The organism is Clostridium acetobutylicum ATCC 824, from assembly GCF_000008765.1.
GTDB lineage: Bacteria > Bacillota > Clostridia > Clostridiales > Clostridiaceae > Clostridium_S > Clostridium_S acetobutylicum.
Genome location: NC_003030.1, coordinates 91990 through 117415 on the forward strand (window position 1 = coordinate 91990; position 25426 = coordinate 117415).

At 31.5% G+C, this 25426-nt stretch carries 24 protein-coding genes and 1 other annotated feature; of the genes, 22 read left to right on the plus strand and 2 right to left on the minus strand.

All coding sequences use genetic code 11. The annotated features are described in order from the left end of the window. Positions 1 to 179 precede the first annotated feature (179 nt). The 3 genes from CA_RS00465 to CA_RS00475 all read left to right on the plus strand — a co-directional run bounded on the left by CA_RS00465 (position 180) and on the right by CA_RS00475 (position 1778). Positions 180 to 779 (plus strand): type II toxin-antitoxin system PemK/MazF family toxin, encoded by a 600-nt coding sequence (locus CA_RS00465; protein ID WP_010963410.1) that lies wholly within the window; start codon positions 180 to 182, stop codon positions 777 to 779. Positions 780 to 1058: 279 nt separating this feature from the next. Next, a complete protein-coding gene (locus CA_RS00470) occupies positions 1059 to 1535 on the plus strand; it encodes an NUDIX hydrolase (RefSeq protein WP_010963411.1) in 477 nt (158 codons plus the stop codon). 63 nt (positions 1536 to 1598) lie between these two features. After that, the gene (locus tag CA_RS00475) at positions 1599 to 1778 is read left to right on the plus strand and encodes a hypothetical protein (protein ID WP_010963412.1); all 180 of its coding nucleotides are present in this window, start codon (positions 1599 to 1601) and stop codon (positions 1776 to 1778) included. A gap of 5 nt (positions 1779 to 1783) precedes the next feature. Here CA_RS00475 and CA_RS00480 read toward each other — a convergent pair whose 3' ends face one another. Next, positions 1784 to 2863: a lactonase family protein gene (locus CA_RS00480; RefSeq protein WP_010963413.1), complete on the minus strand. Its 1080-nt coding sequence runs from the start codon at positions 2861 to 2863 to the stop codon at positions 1784 to 1786. Positions 2864 to 2964: 101 nt separating this feature from the next. On the opposite strand from CA_RS00480, the gene CA_RS00485 reads away from it, so the two are divergent. The 6 genes from CA_RS00485 to CA_RS00510 all read left to right on the plus strand — a co-directional run bounded on the left by CA_RS00485 (position 2965) and on the right by CA_RS00510 (position 9144). Then, on the plus strand, positions 2965 to 3843 hold the full coding sequence (locus CA_RS00485) for a cation diffusion facilitator family transporter (RefSeq protein ID WP_010963414.1): 879 nt from the start codon (positions 2965 to 2967) through the stop codon (positions 3841 to 3843). 85 nt (positions 3844 to 3928) lie between these two features. Next, positions 3929 to 4417 (plus strand): peptide-methionine (S)-S-oxide reductase MsrA, encoded by a 489-nt coding sequence (gene msrA / locus CA_RS00490; RefSeq protein ID WP_010963415.1) that lies wholly within the window; start codon positions 3929 to 3931, stop codon positions 4415 to 4417. A gap of 33 nt (positions 4418 to 4450) precedes the next feature. Further along, on the plus strand, positions 4451 to 5407 hold the full coding sequence (locus CA_RS00495) for a 2-hydroxyacid dehydrogenase (protein ID WP_010963416.1): 957 nt from the start codon (positions 4451 to 4453) through the stop codon (positions 5405 to 5407). Between the two features lie 442 nt (positions 5408 to 5849). Beyond that, complete coding sequence (locus CA_RS00500; protein ID WP_010963417.1) at positions 5850 to 6731, plus strand: polysaccharide deacetylase family protein; 882 nt, start codon at positions 5850 to 5852, stop codon at positions 6729 to 6731. Between the two features lie 278 nt (positions 6732 to 7009). Beyond that, positions 7010 to 7208 (plus strand) — a binding site (T-box leader). Positions 7209 to 7403: 195 nt separating this feature from the next. Further along, the gene (ilvC, locus tag CA_RS00505; protein ID WP_010963418.1) at positions 7404 to 8417 is read left to right on the plus strand and encodes a ketol-acid reductoisomerase; all 1014 of its coding nucleotides are present in this window, start codon (positions 7404 to 7406) and stop codon (positions 8415 to 8417) included. 268 nt (positions 8418 to 8685) lie between these two features. Next, a complete protein-coding gene (locus tag CA_RS00510) occupies positions 8686 to 9144 on the plus strand; it encodes a DUF441 domain-containing protein (RefSeq protein ID WP_010963419.1) in 459 nt (152 codons plus the stop codon). On the opposite strand, the gene CA_RS00515 is transcribed toward CA_RS00510, so the two are convergent. Then, complete coding sequence (locus CA_RS00515) at positions 9139 to 10011, minus strand: LysR substrate-binding domain-containing protein (RefSeq protein ID WP_010963420.1); 873 nt, start codon at positions 10009 to 10011, stop codon at positions 9139 to 9141. The genes CA_RS00510 and CA_RS00515 overlap by 6 nt on opposite strands. 142 nt (positions 10012 to 10153) lie before the next feature. Here CA_RS00515 and CA_RS00520 point away from each other — a divergent pair, with 142 nt between their 5' ends. From CA_RS00520 to CA_RS00580, 13 genes are all read left to right on the plus strand, one after another. After that, positions 10154 to 11704 carry a nitrite/sulfite reductase gene (locus CA_RS00520; RefSeq protein WP_010963421.1) on the plus strand — a complete coding sequence of 517 codons (1551 nt, stop codon included), beginning with the start codon at positions 10154 to 10156 and terminating at the stop codon, positions 11702 to 11704. Positions 11705 to 11880: 176 nt separating this feature from the next. After that, entirely contained in the window at positions 11881 to 13071 is a 1191-nt protein-coding gene (gene hemA / locus CA_RS00525; protein WP_010963422.1) for a glutamyl-tRNA reductase, read from the plus strand. Then, complete coding sequence (locus CA_RS00530; RefSeq protein ID WP_010963423.1) at positions 13035 to 13682, plus strand: NAD(P)-dependent oxidoreductase; 648 nt, start codon at positions 13035 to 13037, stop codon at positions 13680 to 13682. The genes hemA and CA_RS00530 overlap by 37 nt, the downstream gene beginning before the upstream one ends. A gap of 8 nt (positions 13683 to 13690) precedes the next feature. After that, on the plus strand, positions 13691 to 14566 hold the full coding sequence (gene hemC, locus CA_RS00535) for a hydroxymethylbilane synthase (protein ID WP_010963424.1): 876 nt from the start codon (positions 13691 to 13693) through the stop codon (positions 14564 to 14566). Beyond that, the gene (gene cobA / locus CA_RS00540; RefSeq protein WP_010963425.1) at positions 14566 to 16038 is read left to right on the plus strand and encodes a uroporphyrinogen-III C-methyltransferase; all 1473 of its coding nucleotides are present in this window, start codon (positions 14566 to 14568) and stop codon (positions 16036 to 16038) included. Before hemC ends, cobA begins: the two co-directional genes overlap by 1 nt. Further along, positions 16028 to 17296: a glutamate-1-semialdehyde 2,1-aminomutase gene (gene hemL / locus CA_RS00545; protein WP_010963426.1), complete on the plus strand. Its 1269-nt coding sequence runs from the start codon at positions 16028 to 16030 to the stop codon at positions 17294 to 17296. The genes cobA and hemL overlap by 11 nt, the downstream gene beginning before the upstream one ends. 17 nt (positions 17297 to 17313) lie before the next feature. Next, complete coding sequence (hemB, locus tag CA_RS00550; RefSeq protein ID WP_010963427.1) at positions 17314 to 18276, plus strand: porphobilinogen synthase; 963 nt, start codon at positions 17314 to 17316, stop codon at positions 18274 to 18276. Positions 18277 to 18760: 484 nt separating this feature from the next. Continuing rightward, positions 18761 to 20155 carry a methyl-accepting chemotaxis protein gene (locus CA_RS00555; RefSeq protein WP_010963428.1) on the plus strand — a complete coding sequence of 465 codons (1395 nt, stop codon included), beginning with the start codon at positions 18761 to 18763 and terminating at the stop codon, positions 20153 to 20155. A gap of 359 nt (positions 20156 to 20514) precedes the next feature. Then, entirely contained in the window at positions 20515 to 21744 is a 1230-nt protein-coding gene (locus tag CA_RS00560; RefSeq protein WP_010963429.1) for an O-acetylhomoserine aminocarboxypropyltransferase/cysteine synthase family protein, read from the plus strand. Between the two features lie 9 nt (positions 21745 to 21753). Next, a complete protein-coding gene (gene cysC / locus CA_RS00565; RefSeq protein ID WP_010963430.1) occupies positions 21754 to 22356 on the plus strand; it encodes an adenylyl-sulfate kinase in 603 nt (200 codons plus the stop codon). Between the two features lie 10 nt (positions 22357 to 22366). Further along, entirely contained in the window at positions 22367 to 24046 is a 1680-nt protein-coding gene (locus tag CA_RS00570; RefSeq protein WP_010963431.1) for an adenylyl-sulfate reductase subunit alpha, read from the plus strand. Beyond that, positions 24036 to 24350 (plus strand): 4Fe-4S dicluster domain-containing protein, encoded by a 315-nt coding sequence (locus CA_RS00575; protein ID WP_010963432.1) that lies wholly within the window; start codon positions 24036 to 24038, stop codon positions 24348 to 24350. The genes CA_RS00570 and CA_RS00575 overlap by 11 nt, the downstream gene beginning before the upstream one ends. After that, positions 24292 to 25398, plus strand: coding sequence for an aliphatic sulfonate ABC transporter substrate-binding protein (locus CA_RS00580; RefSeq protein ID WP_010963433.1), 1107 nt, complete (start codon positions 24292 to 24294; stop codon positions 25396 to 25398). The genes CA_RS00575 and CA_RS00580 overlap by 59 nt, the downstream gene beginning before the upstream one ends. Positions 25399 to 25426: the final 28 nt, after the last annotated feature.

The following is a 25426-nucleotide window of genomic DNA, read 5'->3' on the forward strand; positions in this document are numbered from 1 at the left end:
TACATGATTTATTTATGGTATAATATATACTATATACGCTAAAATCTTTTTGAAATTATGATTTTTTAATTACAACAGGGTTGAGTAATAATTATAAAAATTAGCACATAAATTTAAAGAAAATTTTCAAAAATAAAAATATACATATAAAAAAGCAGAAGGGGGAAGGAGGACTATTTTTGAAAAATACTAGAATCAAGGATATGAGGGATGATGAACTTCAGGCTTACATTAAAGAAACCAAAAAAGAGATTGAGCAGCAGTTAAAATTATATGTTAAGCTAAATAATGATAAGTTATCTAATAATGGTCAAATACAAAATCTCAAGAAAAAAGCATATAATCTTAAGGAAGTTTATGAGTACATAAAATGGGCGAATGATAAAATAGCTATTAATAATAATGTTGAATCAAGCTATGGTACTATACCTAAGCGTGGAGAGATATGGACCTGCCAACTTGGAGAAAATATTGGTTCTGAGGAAAACAAAATAAGACCTGCAATAATAATACAAAACGATACTGGAAATGAAAAGGGACCAACTACAATAATTGTTCCGATTTCTAATAGGCCTAAAAAAATATCAACTCATATTGAATTAAGACCTGGGGATTACAAGCTCGTACATGGCGAAGTAAATAAGATAACGGGAACAATTTTATGTGAGCAAATTAAAGTTGTATCTAAAGCTAGGTTGGGAAGGCATGTGGCTACTCTGAATAGTGATTTCGTCAACAAAATATTGAATTCTAAATTAAAAATTTCTATAAAGGTGTAATATATTTATAGAAATGTGCATAAATATAGAATAAAAAATGAAAAATATGTTGATAAAATGAAGTTTTAATGTTATCATTAAAGTAATTGAGGTACATACCTAGATTTGCCTAGGAGACTCTCTCTCATATATTTTTGCTAACTTACTTGACATAGGTCAGGAGATTATATAACATATTGTGGATTGGTATAGTGCCAATCTTTTTGTTTTATAAAAAAGTTTTTTTTATAGTAATTTATTTTATTGCATATATAGTTATTAGGATTCAGGAGGATAAAAATGGATCAACTTAGGTATACCATTTGTTTTATAAAAAGAGAAGATGAAGTGCTTCTTTTAAATAGAGAAAAGCCTAGCTGGATGGGAAGTTGGAATGGTGTTGGAGGAAAGTTTCAAAATAGTGAAACTCCAATGGAATGCATACTTAGAGAGATACATGAAGAGACAGGAATGAAGTTTCAAGAGGCCAAATTTAAAGGCATAGTTACATGGGATGAAGGAGATAAAGATATTGGTGGCATGTATCTTTTTTTGATAGAGGTTCCTGCAAATTATAATTATTCTGTACCAGTAAAAACACGAGAAGGGATTTTAGATTGGAAAAAGATATCTTGGGTAATGAATCCTGAAAATACTGGAATTGCAGCAAATGTACCTAAATATCTTCCTAAGATGCTTAAGGAAGAAGGCGAATTTAGATATCATTGTGTTTTTAAAAATAAAATGCTTCTAGGGGTTAACATAGAAGAGATTTGAATTAATTACATAAAAAAGGTCCATACTGTAATTGTAGATATTATTACAAAGTTGGAGGTCAGTATGGAACCAGGCGATATAGTTAGAATAGATGATGATAACGAATGGAAAGGGCTTTATGGTGTAGTTAAGTACACTAATCAATCAGAAGCCTTTATTTTTTGCGTGCAAAATCCATGTTATCTTTACAAGGCTACGACTGAAAACAATGTAGCTATTGTTATTAAAAGATCTGAAAGATAAATGTATCATTTATCATGATAAAATTTCACACAAACAGGATTTGGTACGTATATATCAGAAGTTATTTTACTTAAGTTTCCGCTAACTTGATCAACACTAAAAATTGTTAGGTTACTTGAATCTTGATTAGCTGCTATCAATAAGTTACCAGAAGATGATAAATCGAAGTCACGAGGAGAAAGTCCATAAGTGGAAGTGTTTGAATTTAGAGTAAGGAGTCCTGTTGAATTATCTACATGAAAGCAGGAAATGCTATTATGACCTCTATTTGATACATAAAGATAGTTTGAATTCCTTGATATATGGATAGCAGCACTTCCGTTTTTACCTGTGTAATCAGTAGGTAAACAAGATACGTACTGCAATTCTTCAAAGGAACCATCTAGGGGAGAATACTTTAAGACTATAACCTCAGAGCTAAGTTCAGTAGCTATATATGCAATTTTTCCGTTTGGATGAAAGATTATATGTCTAGGCCCACAACCAGGCTTTAACTTAAACTCATTAAATCTACATAAAATGCCATCGTCAAACCTATAAAGTACTATTTTATCGGTTCCTAGATCTACAACACAAAGAAAGTCGTTAAGTGGTGTTGTTACAGCACAGTGAACGTGAGAAGTCTCTTGTCTTTCTTTATTAGGACCAAAGCCTTCATGGATCACAAATGAAGATACAGTATCAATGCTTCCATCATTTCTTATAGGGAAAACGTCTACTCTAGATGTATGATAATTTACAGAAAACAGATATGAATTCGTTTTATCTAATGAGACATAACAAGGTTGTTTTCCAGAAAACCTTTCGGGTGGATTCTCGTAACCAAATTTACAATTTAAGAGTTCAAGGTGATTATTTCTATCATCTACATAAAATGAAGCTGCTCCTCCTAAATTGCCTGACTTAATAACAGAATAAGCTGTTTTATTATTCATATTAAAGGTGAGGTATGTTGGGTTTTCTATTTCGCAAGATAATATTGGAGCTGTTGTTTTTCTAGAGTCTGAAATAATGTTAAAACTATAAATGCCTCTGCTTTCTCCATTAGTATAAGTGCCTATATAAACCTTTTCATAATTGGACATATCAATACCTCCTTTTTATTGTAATTATACCATAAATACACTAATTATTTTTAGTTAGGGTGAACATAATAATAAAAGTAAAAAAAGAAAGGAAAATATTTATGGAGGATAACTATAAGAATCTTAAAATTGCAGAGAGAGGTGTCCGTATCAGTTTAATTATATATGTAGTACTTTCAATCTTTAAGTTTTTTATGGGCTATTTTTTTAAGTCAGAAGCACTTAAAGCAGATGGAATTAATAGTTCTACTGACATAATTGCGGCTATTGCAATTATTGTAGGGCTAAAAATAGCGAGAAAACCAGCAGATAAAGAGCATACATATGGGCATTTGAGGGCGGAAACTATATCATCACTTCTAGCATCGTTAATAATGATTGCAGTTGGAGTCGATGTTGTGTACAATGGAGTTAAAAATACTATATTTCTAAGAAATGAAAAGCCTGATATTAAAGCAGCTATTGTATCGTTGATTTGTGCCAGTGTTGTGTATACATTATATCGTTATAATAGGTCTGTAGCTGATAAAATTCACAGTTCGGCACTTATGGTTTCTTCAAAAGATAATCTTTCAGATTCAATGGTTGGTTTTGGTTCTGCATTTGGGATATTTGCATCTCAATTCGGATTCCCATGGATGGATTCAATAACAGCAGTTTTAGTTGGAATAATTATATGTAAGACTGGTTTTGGAATTTTCCGTGAAGCGGTAAATAATCTTACAGATGCGTTTGATCCAGAAAAACTTGAAAATATAACTAAAATTATAAAGGATATAGATGGCGTAAGTGATATTAAAGATATTAGGGCAAGGGTACATGGAAATAGTATTTTATTAGATGCCATTATATTAGTTGACCCTGGTTTGAGTGTTAGGGAGAGTCATGAGATTACGGAAGCTGTAGAAAAAATTCTTAAAGAAGAGTTTAATATAAGGAATGCAATTATTCACGTAGAACCAAATATAGATGAGTTGTAGTGTATAAATCGAGAGATATTAGGCTTTGATTTATATGAGAAATTGAATTAGTTTTATAAATATATAAAAATGGGAGTGATTTAATATGAAAAAAATAATATTTGCAGGAGGATGCTTTTGGGGAGTTGAGGCATACTTCAATACAATTGATGGAGTCTTAAATACAAAGGTAGGTTATGCAAATGGGAATACTGAAGATCCAACATATGAAGATGTATGTACAGATAGTACAGGATATGCAGAGGCTTGCTATATAGAATATGACGAAAAACAATTAAAACTTGAGAAACTAATAGATGCTTACTGGAAGGTAGTAGATCCAACATTGAAGAATAGACAGGGACACGATGAAGGAACACAATATCGTACAGGAATTTACTATGTAGATGAAGAAGACCTTAAAGTCATATTAGAGTCTAAAGATAAAGAACAAGAGAAATATGATGCTCCAATTGTTACAGAAATATTGCCTTTAAAGAATTTTTATGATGCAGAAGAATATCATCAAAAATATCTTGATAAGAATCCTAATGGATATTGTCATATACCAAAGGAATTGTTAAAAAAGCATTAATAAATATTTTTGCGATTAAATGGAGGCGTTTGTATGAGAATTTCAGTTATTGAACCACTTGGAATTTCTGAAGAAGAAATTAGAAGTATTGCAAAAACAATTACAGATAGAGGACATGAAATTGTAATCTATAATGAAAAAAGTACAGATACAAATGTATTAAAAGAAAGAGTAAAGGATTCAGAGGTAATAGTGCTTGCAAATATGCCACTTAAGGCAGAGGTAATAAATTCTGATAGTAAATTAAAAATGATGTCTATAGCTTTTACAGGAGTTGATCATGTTGAATTGAGTGCTCTTAATAATAAAGAAGTAGTGGTTTCAAATGCTTCAGGATATAGCACTGAATCAGTTACTGAATTAACTTTTGGACTTGTTTTTTCTGTATTAAGAAATATAGTTCCTTTGGATAAAGTAACAAGGGAAGGAAAAACAAAAAATGGCTTTTCTCAAAGTGATTTAAGTGGTAAAACCTTTGGAGTAATAGGCACAGGATTAATAGGTGCTTCAGTTTGTAGGATTGCAAAAGCTTTTGGCTGTAAGGTTATAGCATATAGCAGAAGTAAGAAAGAAGAACTGGAAGTAATTGGAGTTAATTATGTGACATTAGATGAGTTGTTAGCTAAAAGTGATGTGATTTCTGTCCATGTTCCTCAAACACAAGAAACAATAGGAATGATAAGTAAAGAGAAAATTAAGCTAATGAAGAAAACAGCAATATTAATAAATGTAGCAAGAGGGCCAATTGTTGATAATGAGGCTTTGGCAGAAGCATTGGAAAATGGAACTATTGCTGGAGCTGGAATTGATGTGTTTGATAAAGAACCTCCTCTTGATTTAGGGTATAGGCTTCTTAAAGCACCTAATACAGTTGTGTTACCGCATGTTGGTTTTGCAACAAAAGAAGCCATGGTAAGAAGAGCGCACATAACCTTCGAAAATATAGTTAAGTGGCTTGATGGGACCCCTCAAAATATTGTGAAATATTAAATAAGCATTCATATGATGTACGCTGACAATACTCAAACGGCAAAATCTTATAATAAATAATATTCCTTGTAATATAAAGCTTATTGTAGGACATCAAGGTACATGTAGTAAATATATTTACAAAAGAAAAGATATGCATAATGTCTTTATCAATGACCAGTTATGTATGATTTATTGGACTACAAGAGAAAGGTTTAACGAGAGTGCTTGAGGGTTATTCTAAAGCTTAGAAGAATAGAACTTATATGGCAGCGGCTGTTAATAATAAATCCTTAGGTAGACTGCCATTATGGACAAGATATAGGGGAATGAAGCAATCATAAAGCTTCATTCAAATTTAGGGTTGAGATTTCTAATAACAGTAAGATCTACTGGTTAATTAAATATGGGGTGGAAATTTGCATAAAAAAATAAATAAGCAAGATTTCAAGGAGAATCATTAATGAGAAGCAAACAAAAAAGAAAATTAAAAAGTGTATTTATAGTAGTTATAGCATTAATTGTTTTATTAAGTGCAGTGATAGCAGCAGTATTTAAGTTGCAAGGTAAAAAGAATGTAGATGACAATCAGGTATATAGCGCTAAGGATTTTCAAAAAAGTTATATGATAGTAACAAGTGCTCGTGAAGCTATGGCTAATCTAGAAAACCGTAGAGGAAATTCAGGAACGTTAACTGAACAGGTTTATAAGAATGATGGGAAAAAGATAGCATATTTAACATTTGACGATGGACCATCCACAACTGTTACACCCAAAATATTAGATACATTAGAGAGAGAAAATGTAAATGCAACTTTCTTTTTGATAGGTTCTAATATACAATTAAGCAATGAGTCACAGGAACTTGTTAGAAGAATGTTCTATGATGGTGATTCTATAGGTAATCATACATATGATCATAATCCTAATGAACTATTTCCTAATAACAAAACAAATATAGAAACATTTATTTCTCAAATCGATGCTACAAACTTTGCTCTAAAAAGTGTTTTGGGACAAGAATTTAATACTAGAATACTGCGAATACCTGGTGGCAGAATCACAAGAATACACACTAGAGATGCTAATCTAAATCAACTTGAGCAGATATTTAATCAAAGAGGACTAGTAGATATAGATTGGAATTGTTATGATTATGATGCAGAAGGAAAACCTAAGGTGGCAGAACAATTGATTCAAAATGTTAAGAAAACCTCTTATGGAAAGAATAAATTAGTTATTTTAATGCATGATACTTATGGAAAAGAAGAAACAGCGAAGGCACTTCCAAGTATAATAGATTATTTGAAAGTTCAAGGATACGAATTTGGCACTTTAAAATAACATAAGCATGGGTAGTTTTTGAAGGCTGCCCATTTTTGCCATAAGTACATTACATAAATTTCAATATTATGAAACTATTTTATTATAATTAGGGTAAGAATATAATTTGTAATTTATTAAAAAAGGGTAAATACAGTGACAAATTGTTATAGATACAACGTTTAAATAGAATTTTTATTAAAAAAACAAAAAAACTATTGACATTACATCAATTAGGTATTATTATCGTCACATACAGTAAATGTTAGTGCAGTAATTTTTAAAAATAAATAGTAATTACAAAGACAATGATGAGGAAGAGTAAATAGTGATTATTTTTTAGAGAGTGAGATACTGGTGGGAACTCATAAATATAGCTATTGAAGGTAGCCTTTGAGTCGAAAGTTGAATTTCAGTAGGCTTTTTCCGGTTTGAACCGTTATTATTTAAGTAAAAAATTTGGGTGGTACCGCGCGACCAAAAATTCTCGCCCCAAGCAGGGAATTTTGGCCGTTTTTTTATATAAATAAATTTCTAAATATTCTTAATTGAATAGCACCCACGGATTTCTACAGATTTATTATACAAAATATTCATAAAATTTCAATTGTCATAATTTTTATTCAATTGAATATTTAAATAAGATAATATTAAAAATTATTATAAACAATATTTTTTAGGAGGAAAAGTGTTATGGAAGAATTAAAAGTTTATTATGATGAGGATGCAGATTTAAATTATTTAAAGGATAAGAAAATAGCAATTATAGGTTTTGGAAGTCAAGGACATGCCCATGCTTTAAACTTAAAGGAAAGTGGTCTCAATGTAATAGTTGGACTATATGATGGAAGTAAATCATGGAAAGTTGCAGAGGATTATGGGTTTGAAGTTTATGAAGTTGCAGATGCCGTAAAGCAGGCTCAGGTTGTAATGATACTTTTACCAGATGAGAAACAAAAACAAATATATGAAGCAAGCATAAAAGATAATCTAGATGAAGGTGATGCACTATTTTTTGCTCATGGTTTCAACATACATTACAATCAAATAGTACCACCTAAAAATGTAGATGTACTTATGATAGCACCAAAGGGACCAGGACATATAGTTAGAAGGCAATATACAGAGGGTGGAGGAGTTCCTTGTCTTTATGCAGTACACCAAGATTATACTGGAAAAGGTAAAGAAATAGCATTAGCTTATGGTAAAGGAATTGGTGGAACTAAAGGAGGAGTTATGAACACTACCTTCAAAATAGAAACTGAAACTGATTTATTTGGTGAACAAGCAGTACTTTGCGGAGGAATATGTGCATTAATAAATGCAGGATATGATACATTAAGAGAAGCTGGATATTCAGCTGAAAATGCATATTTTGAGTGTTTTCACGAAATGAAGATGATAGTTGATTTAATGTATGAAGGCGGAATGGCTAAAATGAGATATTCAATTAGTGATACTGCAGAATACGGAGATTATGTTGTAGGGAATAGACTTATAAACGATAACGTAAGAGCAGAAATGAAGAAGGTACTTACTGAAATTCAAGATGGAACATTTGCAAAAAATTGGTTGCTTGAAAATCAGACAGGAAGACCAGCATTTAATGCTAGAAGAAGAATAGAGGCAGATAGAGAAATAGAGAAGGTTGGTAAGAGACTTAGAGGTATGATGAGTTGGATTAATGAAAATCCTTCAAACGAATAGTAAATAATATAGGGGGCTTTTAGTGCAATATAATTAAAGGTAATTGGGGCAACTTTACATATTGTACTTGCTATGAAAAGGACTGTTTAAAAATGGTAGAAAATCATTTTTAAACAGTCCTTTATTTTCCTAATAAAAATAGTTATTGACAGCTACTTGTGGATAATGTGGATAAGTATTAAAAAATATTTAATGCTGTGGATAACTCGGAATATATTAAAAAAATTTGAATAATAATTAATGTAATCTTGTTATGGAATGATGTAAATTGGAATCAAACATAATTTTAGTAGTAATACTCGGTATATCAATAGTAGGTAAAGCTACATCTGTAGCTATTTCTGTGGCTGCATTATTAATTTTAAAGCTTTTAGGGTTAGATAAATATATCTTTCCTTATTTGAATGATAAAGGAATGTTTTGGGGATTAGTTTTACTTACAGCAGCTATACTTATACCTATAGCTCAAGGAAATGTAAAGGCTATAGATATAAAAAACAATTTAGTTTCATTTGTTGGAATAACAGCATTAGTATTATCCTTTTTAACAACATATTTAAGTGGAGTTGGACTTAGATATCTTACAGTCCAAGGTCACAGTGACGTTATGCCTTCTCTTATTTTAGGTTCCGTTGCAGCAGCAGCCTTTCTAGGGGGAGTTCCGGTAGGACCACTTATAACCTCGGGGATTTTAGCATTGTTAGTAAAGATGGTAAAGAAATCATAAGTCATTTAGTTTTTGAATAAAAAGTTCAGCTACTTTAGATAAATTGTTTTTATGGCAGAGATATGAGAAGTATCTATGATATTCAGTTTTTGTTGGAATTATCTTTAAATCCTTATTTTTAACATCATCTTTAACTACAAGTGATGAAATAAAGGTTATTCCTAAATTGTTTTTTACAGCTTGTTTAATTGCATAGTTACTTCCTAAAATTATTATGTTTTTAGGATAGATGTTTTCAATATTTAAAAAAGTATTTAGATTTTCTCCTGTTCCAGATCCTTCTTCCCTATGTATCCAGGTCTGATTAGATAGGAATTTGTTTAATTCTATGTTTTTATCATATTTGAAAGAAGAGTGAGAAACAACCACCATAGTATCTTTATAAAAATTTTTTAACATATAGTTTTCTAAAGGAACGTTTCCCTCAATTAAAGCTACATCAATATCGTAGTTCTTAAATTTGTCATATATATGTTTAGTGTTTTCTATTGTTACCTCAATCTTAACATTTGGATATTCTTTTATGAAATCTCCTAATATTTTAGGAAGAATAAACTCGCCTATAGTCATACTTGAACCCAGCTTTAATGTACCTGAGGGAGAGTATGTATAGTTATTCAATTCTTCTTTTGTTTCGTTTAAAAGCGAGAGTATTTGTTTTGCACGTTTATAAAGAATTTTACCAGTACTTGTGATTAATATAGTTCTTTGTTTATTGGAACGTTCTATCAGCTTTGTACCAAAATATTTTTCTAAATTGGCGATGTGGAGGCTTACACCTGGTTGTGATATATTGATTGAGTTTGCTGCCTTAGTAAAGCTTTTGTTATCTACTACAGCAATAAACGTTTTTAATTCTTCTACCAAAAATCTCACCACCCATAAGAAATTGTGATAGGTATAATAAATAATATATATTATACTTATTGGTTGTAATAAAGTATACTATAGTTACAATATTACTACAATGAAAAATTGAAATAGTGAAAATAAGTCAGGAGAGGTATAGATGAAAGAATTAAATGAAATTTTACTAGGTGAAATTGAGGAATTTAGAAAGCTTGGACATGATTTTTTAGATGGAAAGGTAAGTAAAGTTGATTTTAAAGGAGCATCAGGTGGAATGGGAGTATATGCCCATAGAAGCGGAAAAGAATTCATGATAAGACTTAGAATACCTTCTGGAATAGCATCAAGAAAGGACCTTGAACTTATTCGTGACTTTGCAAGAAGGTATGAACTCGATTCAGTTCATCTTACAACACGTCAAGCTATTCAACTTCATGGAATTTCAATTGATACTGTTTGCGATATAATGGAAGAAGGAATAAGAAACGGATTATATTCAAGAGGAGCAGGAGGAAACTTTCCAAGAAATGTTGCAATTTCTCCTTTAAGTGGAGTAGATAAGAATGAAGCTTTTGATGTTTCACCTTATGCAGAAGCTGTGGGAAAGCACTTCTTGAAAAAAATATATACTTACAAATTCCCAAGAAAGTTAAAGGTAGCATTTTCAAATAATGCTGATGATATAGGACATGCAACTATAGCAGATTTAGGATTTTTGGCGATTAAAGAAAATGAACATGAATATTTTAAGGTATTCATAGGGGGAGGACTTGGAAGAAATCCTAAGGTTGCAGCTACTTTTATAGAACTTGCAGAGCCAAAGGATGTTCTTTATCACGTTGAAGCTATGACAAGGCTATTTATTAATGAGGGAGATTACAAGAATAAGGCAAAAGCTCGTATAAGATACATACTAGAAAGAATGGGAGAAGAAGAGTTTATAAGGTGTTATAGTAAATATTTATCTGAGGTAAAGAGTGAAGAAAAACTTGATTTAGAAATAGATAAAAAAGCATATACAAAGCATGGAATAGAAACTACTGTTAAGAATAAAAGACTAATTAGTCAGAAGCAAAATGGATTATATAGTGTGTATGTTCATCCAGTTGGTGGACAGCTTTCTATTAAGGATTTAGAGGATATATTAAAAGAAACCAGCAATATTGAAGATGTGGAGATAAGGCTTTCAATGTCAGAGGGATTCTATATAAGGAATTTAAATGGTAATGAGGCTGAAAGGATTCTTGAAATTACAGAACATATAGGCGGAAATACAAGGCTTGAGTACTCTACAGCATGCATAGGAGTACCAACCTGCCAAATAGGGCTTCTAGAAAGCCAAGCTACATTAAGAAATATAATAGATTACTTTAAAAAGATGAAATTTGAGTATGATGTTCTTCCGGCAGTTCATATATCAGGATGTCCTAATTCATGTAGTTGCCATGAAATAAGCGGCATAGGTTTTTGTGGAAAGAAGAAGAGGGTTTCTGAAGAGGTTAAGGATGTATTTGAGCTATATCTTAAAGGAAAATTAAAAAGTGGAGCTACAAGGCTTGGAGATTATTATGGAGATGTTTTAAAGGAAGAAGTTCCTTACCTTTTATATGATATTGCAAAGATTGTGCATGAAAGCGGCGAGGAGTTTTATAATTGGGTAGAAAGTAACGATGAGAAATTGAAAAGTATTGTAAATAAGTATTTAGTTTGATAATAATGTAGGGAAATCATTAATATAGATTTCCCTACATTGCATGTATAAGCACATTATATTTGTTGTTTATTGACTTTTCAAAGTATATAATGTAGATAGGTTTAGTATAATTATACTGAAATATATAAAGGCGGGGAGGGAAGCCGCTTTAAAATGTTTTATTGCGGAGATTTATGATACAACTTTTAGCATTGAAAAGAGATTTAAAAGTTGAAATAAGAGAAAAATTTTCAATAATAGAGAAAAGAATAGGAGATAAGGATGTACTTTTAAAGGAGGTATGCAATGAAGTTGTCATATTAAGTACATGCAATCGAATTGAGATATATTTTAATAGTGAGAAGAATAGGAAACAAATTATAGAAGAGATTTTTTCAAAGATGGGATGGAACATAAATTTTTTAGAGAATTTTTTCTATTGTAAAGGTGATGAGGCAATTAATCATCTAATGGAAGTGGCATGTGGCTTTGATTCTCTTATCTTAGGAGAAGATCAGATATTAGGGCAGATAAAAGCTGCATATGATACTGCGCTTAAAAATAAAACTTCAGGTAGTGAACTAAAGAAGCTGTTCCAGTTAGTTATTACCTGTGGTAAAGAATTTAGAAGTATATCTATGCTTAATAGAATACCTGTTTCATCTGCATCGATAGCTGTTAATAAGGCAAGACAGGAAAACTTAAGAAGATTTATGGTTTTTGGCTTTGGAGATGTAGGTTCTCTAGTATGCAAATATATATTATCAAGTGATTTTGATGTGTTATATATTGTTGTTAGAAATAAAGCAGCTGTAAGTATAAAAGATAAAAGAATAAAGGTCCTTTCCTTTAATGAAAAGAATAGTTACTATGATGATGTAGAGTGTATGATTTCCTGTACGTCAGCACCTCATCCTGTAATATGGGAGAAAGAGCTTCCTTACAGGAAATTCACTATTTTCGATTTGGCAGTACCGAGAGATGTTGAAGAGACTGTTTATGGTAGAAATAATATAGATATATATGACATAGATCAGATAAGCATGATAGATAATAATAACAGAAAAAAGAGAAAAGAAATAATGATGGCCAATAGACATATAATGTCCAAGTATATTGTAGAGTTCTATGATTGGCAAAAGGTTCAGGAAATAGTTCCTGATATTATAAAATTGAAGCTGTATGGTGAAAGCGTAAATAAAAGAAGATATGAAACCTTTAAGAATAAAAAAGCTACAAAGGATAATGATATGCTTGTAAATATGCTCATAAAAAGCACGTCAAATGTATATATAAATAGAGCAATAGAAGTGCTTAAAGAGGAGCAATTGAAAGGGCGTGGAGAAGATTGCCTAAGGATATTAAGAAGGATATTTCAGAAGTAGAAAATTTATTTATAGCGCTTGTCTCTCCTAAGTTAAAAATTCTAGTTATAGGGGGAGGAAATGCAGCTCTTATAAAGGTAAGAAACTTTATTAAAATGGGCTGTTTAATTACTATAGTTTCAAAGGAATTCAAGGAAGAGTTCAATATGCTTAGTGGATTTCCTAATATAAAACTGATAAAAGGAGAGTATTTAAGAGATTATCTTAAGCATTACCATATAATTATAATAGCAACAAATAATTTTAAGTTAAATGATAAAATAAGGCAGGATTGCGATTATATAAATAAAATGTATATGGACTGTGGTGAGCCTGAAAAGGGACTATATATTGTACCGTATCAAAATGATTCAAAAATGTTTTCGCTTTCTATTAAATCCAGATATAAAAGTCCTAAAACTTCAAAGTATGTTTTGGATAAAGCGATGACATTTATTAAAAGATATGAGGATTTTTCAGAATATACAGCAAACATAAGAAATAAAATTAAGGGAAGTAGAAAAAAAGAAATTATGAACTTTGTTTGTTCAGATGACTTTTATTTTTTTTATAAGAAAAGAAAAGCGGATATAGTGCTTCAGATGTTTTATAGAGAATTGAACGGGGAGTGAATTATATAATGAAGCTTACAATAGCAACTAGAAAGAGCAAGCTTGCTCAGGTGCAGACAGAACTAATAATTAATGTATTAAAAGATAAATATGGCATTTCCTCTGAAAAGCTACTGATGGAAACACTTGGAGATAAAATCCTAGATAAGTCACTAGCGGACATAGGGGGAAAAGGACTTTTTATAAAGGATATAGAAAGAATTCTCTTAGAGGATAAAGCGGATGCAGCAGTTCATAGTATGAAGGATGTTCCTTTTGAGGTTCCAGATATGTTTGAAATAGCGGCAGTCACCTTAAGGGTTGATGTAAGGGATGTCTTTGTATCTAGAGACGGGACTCATTTTAAGGACTTAAAAAATGGAGCGGTTATTGGAACTAGTAGTAACAGAAGAGCAGCTCAGCTTAAAATGTTAAGAGATGATATAAAGGTTGTACCCATAAGAGGAAATGTTCAAACCAGAATAAGAAAAATGGGAGAAGAAAAGCTTGATGGAATAATACTTGCAGCGGCAGGACTTAAGAGACTTAATATGGAGAATATAATTACAGATTATTTTTCTGTAGAGGAAATGATTCCAGCTGTTGGACAGGGAGCTCTTGGAGTAGAGATAAAGAAGGAAAACAAGAATAGAGATTTATTTAGAAAGTTAGATAATAAGAATAGCAGAATGTGTGTTGAAGCAGAAAGAAGCTTCATGAGAACTTTAAATGGGGACTGCCATTCTACAATTGGAGCTTATGCTGAAATAGTTAATGGGCAAATGAATGTATTGGGATTTTACGAAATTGATGGAAGAAGGGTAAAAAAAGATGTGAGTGGGAATATAGAGGACTATATGAGTTTAGGGAAAACACTTGCAGAAAAAATTTTGGAGGATAAGTAATGAAAAGATCTGGTAAGGTTTATATAATAGGAGCAGGACCTGGAGAGGAAGAGCTTATAACCTTAAAGGCAATAAGAAAAATGAAAGAATGCACAGCTGTGCTTTATGATAGACTTGTAGGACAGGGAATACTTAAATATTTGAATGAAAAGTGTGAGATTTATTATTGTGGAAAAGAGCCTGGGTGTCATTATAAAACCCAAGATGAGATAAATGAAATGATAATAAAGCTAGCTAAAGAAGGACATATTGTTGGTAGAATAAAAGGAGGAGACCCATATATTTTTGGAAGAGGAGGGGAAGAGGGACTAAGTCTTTTAAAAGAGAATATAGAATTTGAAGTGATTTCAGGGGTTACTTCTCCCGTAGCTGTTTTAAATTATGCTGGAATTCCTGTAACGCACAGGGGCATAGCAAGAAGCTTTCATGTATTTACGGCAAAAACAGCCAATGACGATTCTATAAATTTTAGTGCAGCGGCTAAAATTGATGGGACACTGATATTTTTAATGGGATATAGGCAGCTTAACGATATAACTAGAAAGCTAATAGAAAATGGAATGGATTCAAAAATGCCCTGCGCTGTTGTAATGAGGGGAACTACTAGTCTTCAGAAAAAGGTTATAGGAAATCTTAGTGATATAAAAGAAAAATGTGATAATGCTAATATGACTTCACCTTGTATAATAGTAGTAGGAAAAGTTGTTGGTTTCAATCAGCAGCTAAATTGGTATGAGAAAAAGCCTCTTTTTGGCAGAAATATATGTATAACAAGATCTAAAAATCAAAGCAAAACTATGAGAGAAGAGCTTCTTGACCTTGGAGCAGAAGTAACAGAAGTACATTCTATAGAAATAGAAAATACAGCCTCAAATTTAGAAGAATACATTAATAAAATTTCAGAGTATGATTATATAATCTTGACCAGTGTAAATGCTGTGGAGGTCTTATTTGATTATCTTGCTTCAAAGGATTATGATGTAAGAAAAGTAAGGGCCAAGTTTGCAGTTATAGGAAATGCTACAAAAGAAGCGCTAAAGAAAAGAGGAATTGTTCCAGAGATAGTATCTAGAAAACACAATGGAGAAGGTCTTTTTGATGAGATTAGAGGCTATTTAAAGAAGGATGATAAGATATTTATCCCCAGGAGTGAAAATTCTAGAAAGTATATAAAGGAACAACTTGTAAGCTTAGGGTTAAGTGTTGACGAGTGTTTTATATACAGAACAGTTCCTGGAAAGCTTTATGATAAGGCTGCTTTTGAAAATGCTGATACAATTGTTTTTACAAGTCCATCAACGGTAAAAAATATGATAGCTCTTTTTGGAGAAAAGAACATAAAGAAAAAGAGTATAATCGCCATAGGACCTATAACAGGAAGAGAGCTTGGAAAAATAAATGCAGAATATTCTACATGCAGTGAATGCAGTGTAGATGCAATAATTAGGGAGTGTTTGAACAGTGACAAATAAAGAAATTTTTGAGGAATCAAAAGAGTATATGCCAGGAGGAGTAAATAGTCCTGTAAGAGCGTATATGGATTTAAATATTGATCCTCCTATAATAAAAAGTGGTAAGGACTCGCATTTGTTTGATGAAGAAGGAAAAGAATATATTGATTTTATAGAAGCATGGGGGCCTATGATTTTAGGACATAAAAATCAAAAGGTTTTGAATGAGGTAAAAGAAGTTTTAGATGAGGGTGTAGGCTTTGGAGCACCTACAAGCTTGGAACTTAAGCTTGCTAAGTATATATGTACTACAGTAGATAATGTAGAGATGATTAGGATGGTTAATTCTGGTACAGAAGCTACTATGAGTGCAGTAAAGCTTGCAAGAGGCTATACTAAAAGAGATAAGATAATAAAATTTGCAGGTTGCTATCATGGTCATTTTGATGGCTTTCTAGTAGAGGCAGGCTCAGGTGTATTAACGCAAAATATACCTGGATCACCTGGAGTTCCAAAGGGAAGCATAGAGAATACACTTATAGCTGAGTATAACAACGTAGAAAGTGTTGAGGTGTTATTTAATAAGTATAAGGATGAAATAGCAGCGGTAATAATTGAGCCAGTTGCAGGTAATATGGGAGTTATACCAGCAAAAAAAGAATTTTTAGTAAAGCTTAGAGAGCTATGTACAGAAAATCAAAGTATATTGATATTTGATGAAGTTATGTCAGGCTTTAGAGTTGCTTATAAAGGTGCTCAAAGTTTATATGGTGTAACTCCGGATCTTATAACTTTTGCAAAGATAATGGGAGGTGGATTCCCATGTGGAGCGTACGGTGGAAAGAAAGAAATAATGAAGCAGTTATCTCCTCTTGGACCTGTATATCAGGCTGGAACCATGTCTGGAAATCCAGTTGTTATGGCAGCAGGATATGCGTCTCTTAGACAGCTTCACGAAAATCCTGAGTATTACACCTATATGGATAAGCTAGGAAGTAAGCTTGAAGCTGGGATATTAGAAATATCAAAAGAAAAAGGAATACCTTTGGTTGTAAACAGATGTGTGAATATGATGACTATATTCTTTAATAAGGCTAAGGAAGTTAAAAGCTATAGCGATGCAAAAGCATCAGATACAAAAATGTTTGCAAGGTTTGCAGAGCATATGATAACAAGCGGTATTTATGTTCCACCTTCTCAATTTGAAGCAATGTTTTTAGGAGTAAAACATACAGAAGAAGACATAGAAAGATTTTTAGACGTTATGAAAAAATTATAATTTTAAGGAGGGTTACCATGTTTAGAAGACATAGAAGATTAAGAAAGAATAGCTATATAAGGGATATGGTAAGAGAGACTACATTAAGCCCTAATGACTTTATTTATCCGCTTTTTGTGGTAGAAGGGATAAATATAAAAAAGGAAATACCATCACTGCCTAATAATTATCATTATTCTTTAGACAGGCTACCAGAGGTTATTTCTGAAATTAATGATGCAGGTGTTAAAGGTATAATTTTATTTGGAATACCAGATTATAAGGATGAAATTGGTTCTTCTGCTTTTGATGAGAATGGAATAATTCAAAAGGCAATAAGAAAAATAAGAGAAATTGATAAAGATCTATTTATAATAACAGATGTATGTATGTGTGAATATACAAGCCATGGACATTGCGGAATTATTCATGATGGATATGTTGATAATGATGAAACTCTAAAATATATAGGAAAAATCGCACTCTCTCATGCAAAGGCGGGAGCTGACATGATTGCACCGTCAGACATGATGGATGGTAGAATTGAAGAAATTAGGACTACTCTTGATGAAAACGGATATAAGAATGTATCTATAATGGCATATAGTGCTAAATATTGTTCTGCGTTCTATGGTCCGTTCAGAGATGCTGCGGATTCTGCACCTAAATTTGGAGATAGAAAGAGCTATCAAATGGACCCTGCAAATGCAAGAGAGGCTATGCTTGAGATTGAAGATGATATTGAAGAAGGCGCTGATGTAATAATGGTCAAGCCTGCACTAGCGTACCTTGATATATTAAGAACTGCTAAAAATAGATTTGATGTTCCAGTTGCTGCATACAGCGTTAGTGGTGAATATTCAATGATAAAGGCTGGAGCCAAAATGGGCTGGATAGATGAAAAGGCTATAGCACTTGAATCTTTATTATCAATTAAAAGAGCTGGTGCTGATATGATTATAACTTATTACGCATTGGAAGCTTCAAAGTGGTTAAAGTAGATACATGTGCATAGTTATATTTTTACAAAAGCGTCAACTATAGTTAATATGTTTAGAAGTAATTAATAAGGGATACCCCCATGCTATGAATTTAGCATGGGGGTATTTTGCGGAGAATTTATCTATTTTAATTGGTAAGATATATAATTCATAAAAAATGTTTAATGTAAATAAGTTCGAGTATATAGATATTAATGAATACTCTCTAAAATATAATACAATGTAGATCAATAGTATATATAAATATGAATTCTAAAGAAAAGTATAATATTAATATAATTAAAAGCTAAAAATAATTACAAATTATAACATTGGAGTTAATCAAATAAAGAGTTTACCCTTTATATGAAAATAAATATCCACAAAACGACAAAAAAACATTTAATATTACAAAAAAACATATATAATATATTAATGGGCATTAATAAAAATATGACAGTATATATATATGTAATTGTATTTGATGTTAAGGAGTATAAAGGGAATGAGGAGAGATAGTATGGGCTTTATTAGAAATTTTACAATTAGGTCTAAGTTGTTAAGTTTGTTATTGATAAATGTACTATTAATAGTTATAGTGGTTTTATTCATGATAGAGATAAGAGCAGAGTATTCAAAGAAGCGTGGAGATATAAATTCGGTTTATTGCTATAATGAGAAAGTAATAAATTCATTGAAGGATGATTTAGGAATATCACAAGATTACATTGTTCAATATGTTTACGATAGAAACACACATGAATATAGTAAAGTTGAACTGGATAGAAGAATAGATAAAGTAAAGCATTTGGATAATTATAAGGGATTAATAAACAAAATAGGTACAGGTATAAATGAATACAACTCAGTGCTTACGAAGATACAAAATTATGGTGACAATGATAATCAATATGAGCTAAAAGCTCAATTAAATAAAAATAAGGATATAAGAGCAGATATTATAGATTCATTAGACAGACTTATGGATGAAAACATAAATCAAGAATACATAGAGGAAAATAAACTTATAGATAAGTATCTAGAGTTTTCTATAGTTACAGTTTTAATAGCCTTTTTTGTAATTACTTTAATTGCGAGCTTTGTGTTTTATGACATACATGGTATGTTAAATAAGATATTAAATGTTATTGATAGAATTTTCCAGAGTGAGGCTGTAGATATGGAATACAAGATGAGTAGAAAGGATGAACTAGGGGTTATTTTAAATAAAGTTGTGGATTTTGGAAATCAATTAGATAATATTATAAAAAATATACTATTAAAGAGTCAAAGAGATGAGAACGAAAATCGAGTAAAAAATAGTAGTAAAGAAGGATTTGAGACACCTGGTGAAGTTTATAGAATCATTGAAGATTCATATAAGAATATTAATACTTTAGTTTCTAGAGCATATGCTCAATCTATGAAAGTTAGCAAAGAGATAAAAGAATTTAGCATTATATCAGATAAAATAAGGTTATTTACAGAAAAATCATATAATTCCGTGAACAATATAAGGGAAATAATAGACAAGCTACAAGATAAATTTGAAGATGCCATATATAATGGTAAGTGTTTAGTAAAAGAAATTAATAGCACTAACTCTTATGAAATAGATATACTTGAAATAGATAAAAATAAATATGTAAGTAATTTTAATAAATTGTTTGAAGTTTTATATGATGTGGATTATATTTTCTTTCGAGTTAAGGATATTATAGATGATGAAAGAAAGGTATATAAATCCATAGAGGAAATCCCTAAGGATATATTACTATGTTCAAATATGTTAACAGAAGATTTGAAAGACACAATCATGGACATGAAGGAATTAACAGCCATATCCCAAGGGCAATTGGTTCTAGTAGAAAGGCTTAATAAATTACTTAAAAATGAATAAATTATAAAAATAATTATAGATGTGCTAAAAATTATTGACATTTCCATAGTAAAGTGATAAATTTAATGTAAATTAAAACATAATATTCATATTAATATAGTAGGAATTAAGTGGTTAAAATAGGGTGAAAATTAAGTTTTTACCCTATTTTAACTAAAATGATCAAAAGTTTTAAGAGAAGTTTTTTTAATATTATATAGGCGCGAAACCTTAATTATTGGGAAATAAAGTACATGCTTATGCAATTGGTATTCAGTTGACATACAGAGATGAACTTTACATCATTACATAGTAAAGTAATATGTTTTATATGACATGCAAAAAGCGTTAAATAATAAGATAACAAGGGGCGTAGAGGTATGAAATTTTCAACAAAACTTATTCATGGAAACTATAATTTAGAAAATACAGGAGCAACTAATGTTCCGATATATATGTCAAATGCATATGCGCATAGTTCACCTCAGGAGCTAGAGAATGTATTTAAAGGAAAGTTTCCTGGTTATGTATACAGTAGATTTTCAAACCCAACAGTACTGGAGTTCGAAAGAAGAATGGCAAGCATTGAAGGAGGACTTACTGCAACTTCGGCAGCTTCGGGTATGAGTGCTATATATATGGCAATAACCAATATAGTTCATCCCGGGGACGAAATTATTGCTTCAACAGGACTTTATGGGGGTACCTATACTCTAATTTCAAACTTACAGAATATTGGAGTTAAGGTAATATTTTTAGAAGACATAAGCAAAAAGACACTTTTAAATAATATAAACGAAAATACAAAGCTTGTTTATACAGAAACTATAGGCAATCCTAAATTAGATATTTTGGATATTGAGTCAGTGGGAAGAGTATGCAAGGAAAAAGGGATAATTTTCATGGTGGATTCTACAATATCGACGCCATATCTAATAAATCCTTCAAAATACGGAGCAGACGTTATAATTCATTCAACGTCAAAGTATATCAATGGTACATCAAATGCTATAGGCGGAATGATTGTTGATTGTGGCAGTGAAAAGTATAAAAATCATAGATATGAAAATTTTCAAAAGTATGCTGAAAAGTATGATAAATTAGCATTCACTGCCAAGCTAAAAAGTACCTCAGGACTTGATATTGGTGCATCAATGTCACCTTTTAATGCATTTTTGTCACTAACAGGAATTGAGACTTTATCTTTAAGGATGAAAAAGCACTGTGAAAATGCAATGAAAATAGCATCGTATTTAGAGAAAAGTGACAAGGTAACAAATGTTAACTATCCTAATCTTAAAAGCTCAAAGTACTATGATTTGGCAACAAAATATTATGCAGATGGAGCTTCAGGAATACTTACCTTTAGACTTGGAACAAAGGAAAATGCATACAAGTTTTTAGCTAAATTAAAGCTTATACTAGATACTACTAATATAGGTGACTGCAAAACAATTATAATACATCCAGCATCTACAATTTGCATTAATAATACAGAGGAAGAAAGAGAAAAGATGGCGGTGTATGATGATCTTCTTAGGCTATCAGTAGGAATAGAGGATATCGAAGATATATTAGAAGATATAGATAGAGCGCTGGAAGCAATTTGAGGTGAGAGTATGAATAATAAAAAAAGTACAAATGTAGTGTGGCAGGAAACTAAAATAAAAAGACAGAATAGAGAAAAAATGTTAAAACAGAAGGGTGCAGTTTTATGGTTTACTGGACTTTCAGGTTCAGGTAAGTCAACGGTTGCATCTGCACTTGAAAAGAAGCTTTATGAAATGGGGTACTTGACATATTTATTGGATGGAGACAATTTAAGATATGGTCTTAATTCTGATCTTGGCTTTAAAAGTGAAGACAGAACTGAAAATATAAGAAGAGTATCAGAAGTTGCAAAACTGTTTGCTGATGCAGGAATCATAACAATAACAACATTTATTTCTCCATTCATAGAGGATAGAAATAATGCAAGAAAGCTTTTAGGGAAAGATTTTGTAGAGGTATATATAGATTGTCCTATTGAAGTCTGTGAGAAACGAGACCCAAAAGGCATATATAAAAAAGCTAGAAATGGTGAGATCAAAAATTTTACTGGCATCGATTCACCTTATGAAAAACCAGAAAAGCCAGAAATTACGGTTGAAACGTATAAGGATACTGAAGAAAAATGCGTTGACAATATAATTGAATATCTAAAACAACATAAAATTTTATAGGAGGCAGGGTATGGAATTATCACATGATATTTTAAAAACAGACCTTCTTATAGTTGGGGGAGGAACAGCAGGATGTTTTGCCGCAATAAGTGCTGCAAATAAACCTAGTATTCATATATTAATCGTAGAAAAATTCAACATAAAGAGAAGTGGATGTCTTGCGGCAGGTGTAAATGCTTTAAATGCATATATAACTAAAAATGAAACTCCTGAATCTTTTGTTGACTATGTTAAAAAGGAATTCAATGAGGTTGTCAGGGAAGACTTAATATATACAGCGGCTAAAAGGCTTAATAGGGTAACAGAAAAAGTAGAGAAAATGGGGTTAACTATACTTAAAAATGAAGCTGGAGAGTATGTATCAAGAGGAAAAAGAAGTATAAAAATAAATGGAGAAAATATAAAACCAATTTTAGTGGATGCTTTAAAGAAAAAAGAAAATATAGAAGTTTTAAATGGTGTTAACATAGTTGACTACATTGTTAGAGATGGAAAAGTTATAGGAGCCTTTGGGTTTTCAGTTAAGGAAGCTAAGGTTTACATTATTTATGCAAAGGCAGTTATATGTGCAACAGGTGGAGCGGCAGGTATATACAAGCCTAATAATCCAGGGTTCTCAAGGCACAAAATGTGGTATTCACCTTTTAATACAGGCGCAGGATACGCTATGGGAATAAGAGCAGGGGCAGAAATGACTACATTTGAGATGAGGTTTATAGCACTAAGATGCAAGGATACTATAGCCCCAACAGGAACTATAGCACAGGGAATAAAAACTCCTCAGGTTAATGCATTTGGCGAGAAATATGTTACAAGGTATGGAAAGCCTACAACAATAAACAGACTCTATAGCACTATTATGGAAAATTTAAATGGTAATGGTCCGTGCTATTTAAAAACTGAAGGAATTGAAGAAAGTCAGGTTCAAGATTTATTTAAAGCCTATTTAAATATGGCACCAGCGCAAGCTTTGAAGTGGTTTGATAGAGATATAAATCCTTCAAAGCAAAATATAGAAATAGAAGGTACAGAACCTTATATAGTTGGAGGACATGGGGCAAGTGGATATTGGGTTGATACTAGAAGAAAAACAACTTTAGATGGGCTTTATGCTGCTGGAGATGTTTCTGGTGGAAGTCCTAAAAAATATGTTACAGGGTGTTTTGCAGAAGGTGAGATTGCTGCTGAAAATGCAATAGAGTACATTTCAAATAAGCATTTAAATACAATTACTGATGATGAAATAGATGAAATAATACATAGAATAAAAGATTTCTTTGATGGAAAAAGTGATTTTAAGATTGAACAAATAGAAGAAGCAATGCAGAAGGTTATGGACGAATACGCGGGAGGTATATCTCAGCATTATAGGTATACTGAAGAAAAGCTTAATATAGCAGAGAAAAGAATAGAGGAGCTTTTAAAACTTTCATATAAGCTTAAAGCTAAGGGTTCACATGAGCTTTTGTTTATTTTTGAGCTTATAGATAGGCTTTATGTAGCAAAGGTTGTTATTGCTCATCTTAAGGCAAGACGTGAAACCAGATGGAAATGCTATGAGGAAAACGAAAGCTATACGGCTAGAGATGATGAAAATTTTCTTAAGTATGTAAACTCTATATATAAGGAAGGTAAAGTAAACATATTATACAGAAATCTTGTTGGAAGGAATGAGATTTATGAGCATTAAAATAGATCTAAACAAATGTGTAGGATGTCAAAAGTGTATAAACATATGCCCTGGAAGCTTAATAGATAAAAATAATGATGGTAAGGCATATATAAAATATCCTAAAGACTGTTGGGGATGTACTGCATGTCTTAAAGAATGCAAATTTAAAGCTATAAAGTATTTTTTGGGTGCTGATATAGGTGGTAATGGTTCCTACATGTATGTAAGTGAAAAAGGTGAAGAACTTGAGTGGCATATGATTAATGAGGATGGCAAGGAAAAGATTATTACGACTAGTAGGAAGGAATCAAATAAATATTAATAAGGGAGAGGGAAGTGAAGTGAAAAAAATAAAGATCGGTGTCTTGTTAAGTACCATTATCTTTACTATAGGTATTTTATCAGGATGTGAAACAAAAAGTGAAAAGCTGTCACAAGTTAAAATAGCTTATTTTGGTAATATAACACATTCACAGGCACTGCTTCAACGAGACGATGGTTCACTTCAAAAGGCACTTGGAAGCAATACTAAAATAAAATGGGAAAAGTTCAGCGCTGGGTCAGCCGAAGTTGAATCTTTACTGGCAGGGGAAGTAGATATAGGATACATTGGACCAGGACCAGCTATAAATGCATATACAAAGTCAAATGGAGATATACAAGTTATAGCAGGAGCAGCAGATGCAGGAGCAATACTTGTTTCAAAAAAAGGTGCAGACATAAAGAGTGTAAAAGATTTAAAGAATAAAAGAGTTGCTATACCGCAGTATGGAAATACTCAAGATTTAACTCTCAGAATTCTTCTTTATGAAAATGGACTTAAGGATAGAGCTAAGGGAGGAAACGTTGAAATTGTTGAAGCAGAGAATTCAGATATAAAAACGCTTTTGGGTAAGGGTTCAATAGATGCAGCTTTAGTTCCAGAGCCATGGGGCACTAGGCTTGTAAATGAAGTTAAGGCAAAGGTTGTACTTAACTATGAGGATATATGGAGAAAAGGACAATATCCAACAGCTATTGTTGTTGCAAGAAAAGAATTTGTAAAAGCTCATCCTGATATAGTAGAGAAATTTGTTAAAAATCTTGTAGAGGAAACTAATAAAGTAAATAGCAATAGAGATAATTCTGAAAAGGCTATAAATAGACAACTTAAAGAAATAACTGGAAAAGGCTTGTCTAAAAAGATATTGGATTCATCCTTTGAAAGAATAAAGGTTACAAATAATCCTGAAAAAGATGCAGTTTTAGATATGGCTAATTGGTCTTTTAAGGCAGGTTTTATAAAGAGTAAAGCAGATCTTAAGGATATGTTCAATTTGAGCTTTTTAAATAGGGCGCTTAAAGAGAGTGGAAAAGCCGAAATAAAGTAAAAAATTAATTATTTTGTGATCAAGGAGG

Excerpts from the sequence above, each read along its gene's own strand:
- CA_RS00470 (WP_010963411.1), top strand. The coding sequence starts at position 1,059 with ATGGATCAACTTAGGTATACCATTTGTTTTATAAAAAGAGAAGATGAA.
- cobA (WP_010963425.1), top strand. The coding sequence starts at position 14,566 with ATGAAAAGATCTGGTAAGGTTTATATAATAGGAGCAGGACCTGGAGAG.
- CA_RS00555 (WP_010963428.1), top strand. The coding sequence starts at position 18,761 with ATGAGGAGAGATAGTATGGGCTTTATTAGAAATTTTACAATTAGGTCT.
- CA_RS00495 (WP_010963416.1), top strand. The coding sequence starts at position 4,451 with ATGAGAATTTCAGTTATTGAACCACTTGGAATTTCTGAAGAAGAAATT.
- CA_RS00570 (WP_010963431.1), top strand. The coding sequence starts at position 22,367 with ATGGAATTATCACATGATATTTTAAAAACAGACCTTCTTATAGTTGGG.
- hemC (WP_010963424.1), top strand. The coding sequence starts at position 13,691 with ATGAAGCTTACAATAGCAACTAGAAAGAGCAAGCTTGCTCAGGTGCAG.
- hemB (WP_010963427.1), top strand. The coding sequence starts at position 17,314 with ATGTTTAGAAGACATAGAAGATTAAGAAAGAATAGCTATATAAGGGAT.
- CA_RS00560 (WP_010963429.1), top strand. The coding sequence starts at position 20,515 with ATGAAATTTTCAACAAAACTTATTCATGGAAACTATAATTTAGAAAAT.
- hemA (WP_010963422.1), top strand. The coding sequence starts at position 11,881 with ATGATACAACTTTTAGCATTGAAAAGAGATTTAAAAGTTGAAATAAGA.
- CA_RS00575 (WP_010963432.1), top strand. The coding sequence starts at position 24,036 with ATGAGCATTAAAATAGATCTAAACAAATGTGTAGGATGTCAAAAGTGT.
- CA_RS00520 (WP_010963421.1), top strand. The coding sequence starts at position 10,154 with ATGAAAGAATTAAATGAAATTTTACTAGGTGAAATTGAGGAATTTAGA.
- cysC (WP_010963430.1), top strand. The coding sequence starts at position 21,754 with ATGAATAATAAAAAAAGTACAAATGTAGTGTGGCAGGAAACTAAAATA.
- CA_RS00485 (WP_010963414.1), top strand. The coding sequence starts at position 2,965 with ATGGAGGATAACTATAAGAATCTTAAAATTGCAGAGAGAGGTGTCCGT.
- CA_RS00500 (WP_010963417.1), top strand. The coding sequence starts at position 5,850 with ATGAGAAGCAAACAAAAAAGAAAATTAAAAAGTGTATTTATAGTAGTT.
- CA_RS00480 (WP_010963413.1), bottom strand. The coding sequence starts at position 2,863 with ATGTCCAATTATGAAAAGGTTTATATAGGCACTTATACTAATGGAGAA.
- ilvC (WP_010963418.1), top strand. The coding sequence starts at position 7,404 with ATGGAAGAATTAAAAGTTTATTATGATGAGGATGCAGATTTAAATTAT.
- CA_RS00580 (WP_010963433.1), top strand. The coding sequence starts at position 24,292 with ATGAGGATGGCAAGGAAAAGATTATTACGACTAGTAGGAAGGAATCAA.
- CA_RS00475 (WP_010963412.1), top strand. The coding sequence starts at position 1,599 with ATGGAACCAGGCGATATAGTTAGAATAGATGATGATAACGAATGGAAA.
- msrA (WP_010963415.1), top strand. The coding sequence starts at position 3,929 with ATGAAAAAAATAATATTTGCAGGAGGATGCTTTTGGGGAGTTGAGGCA.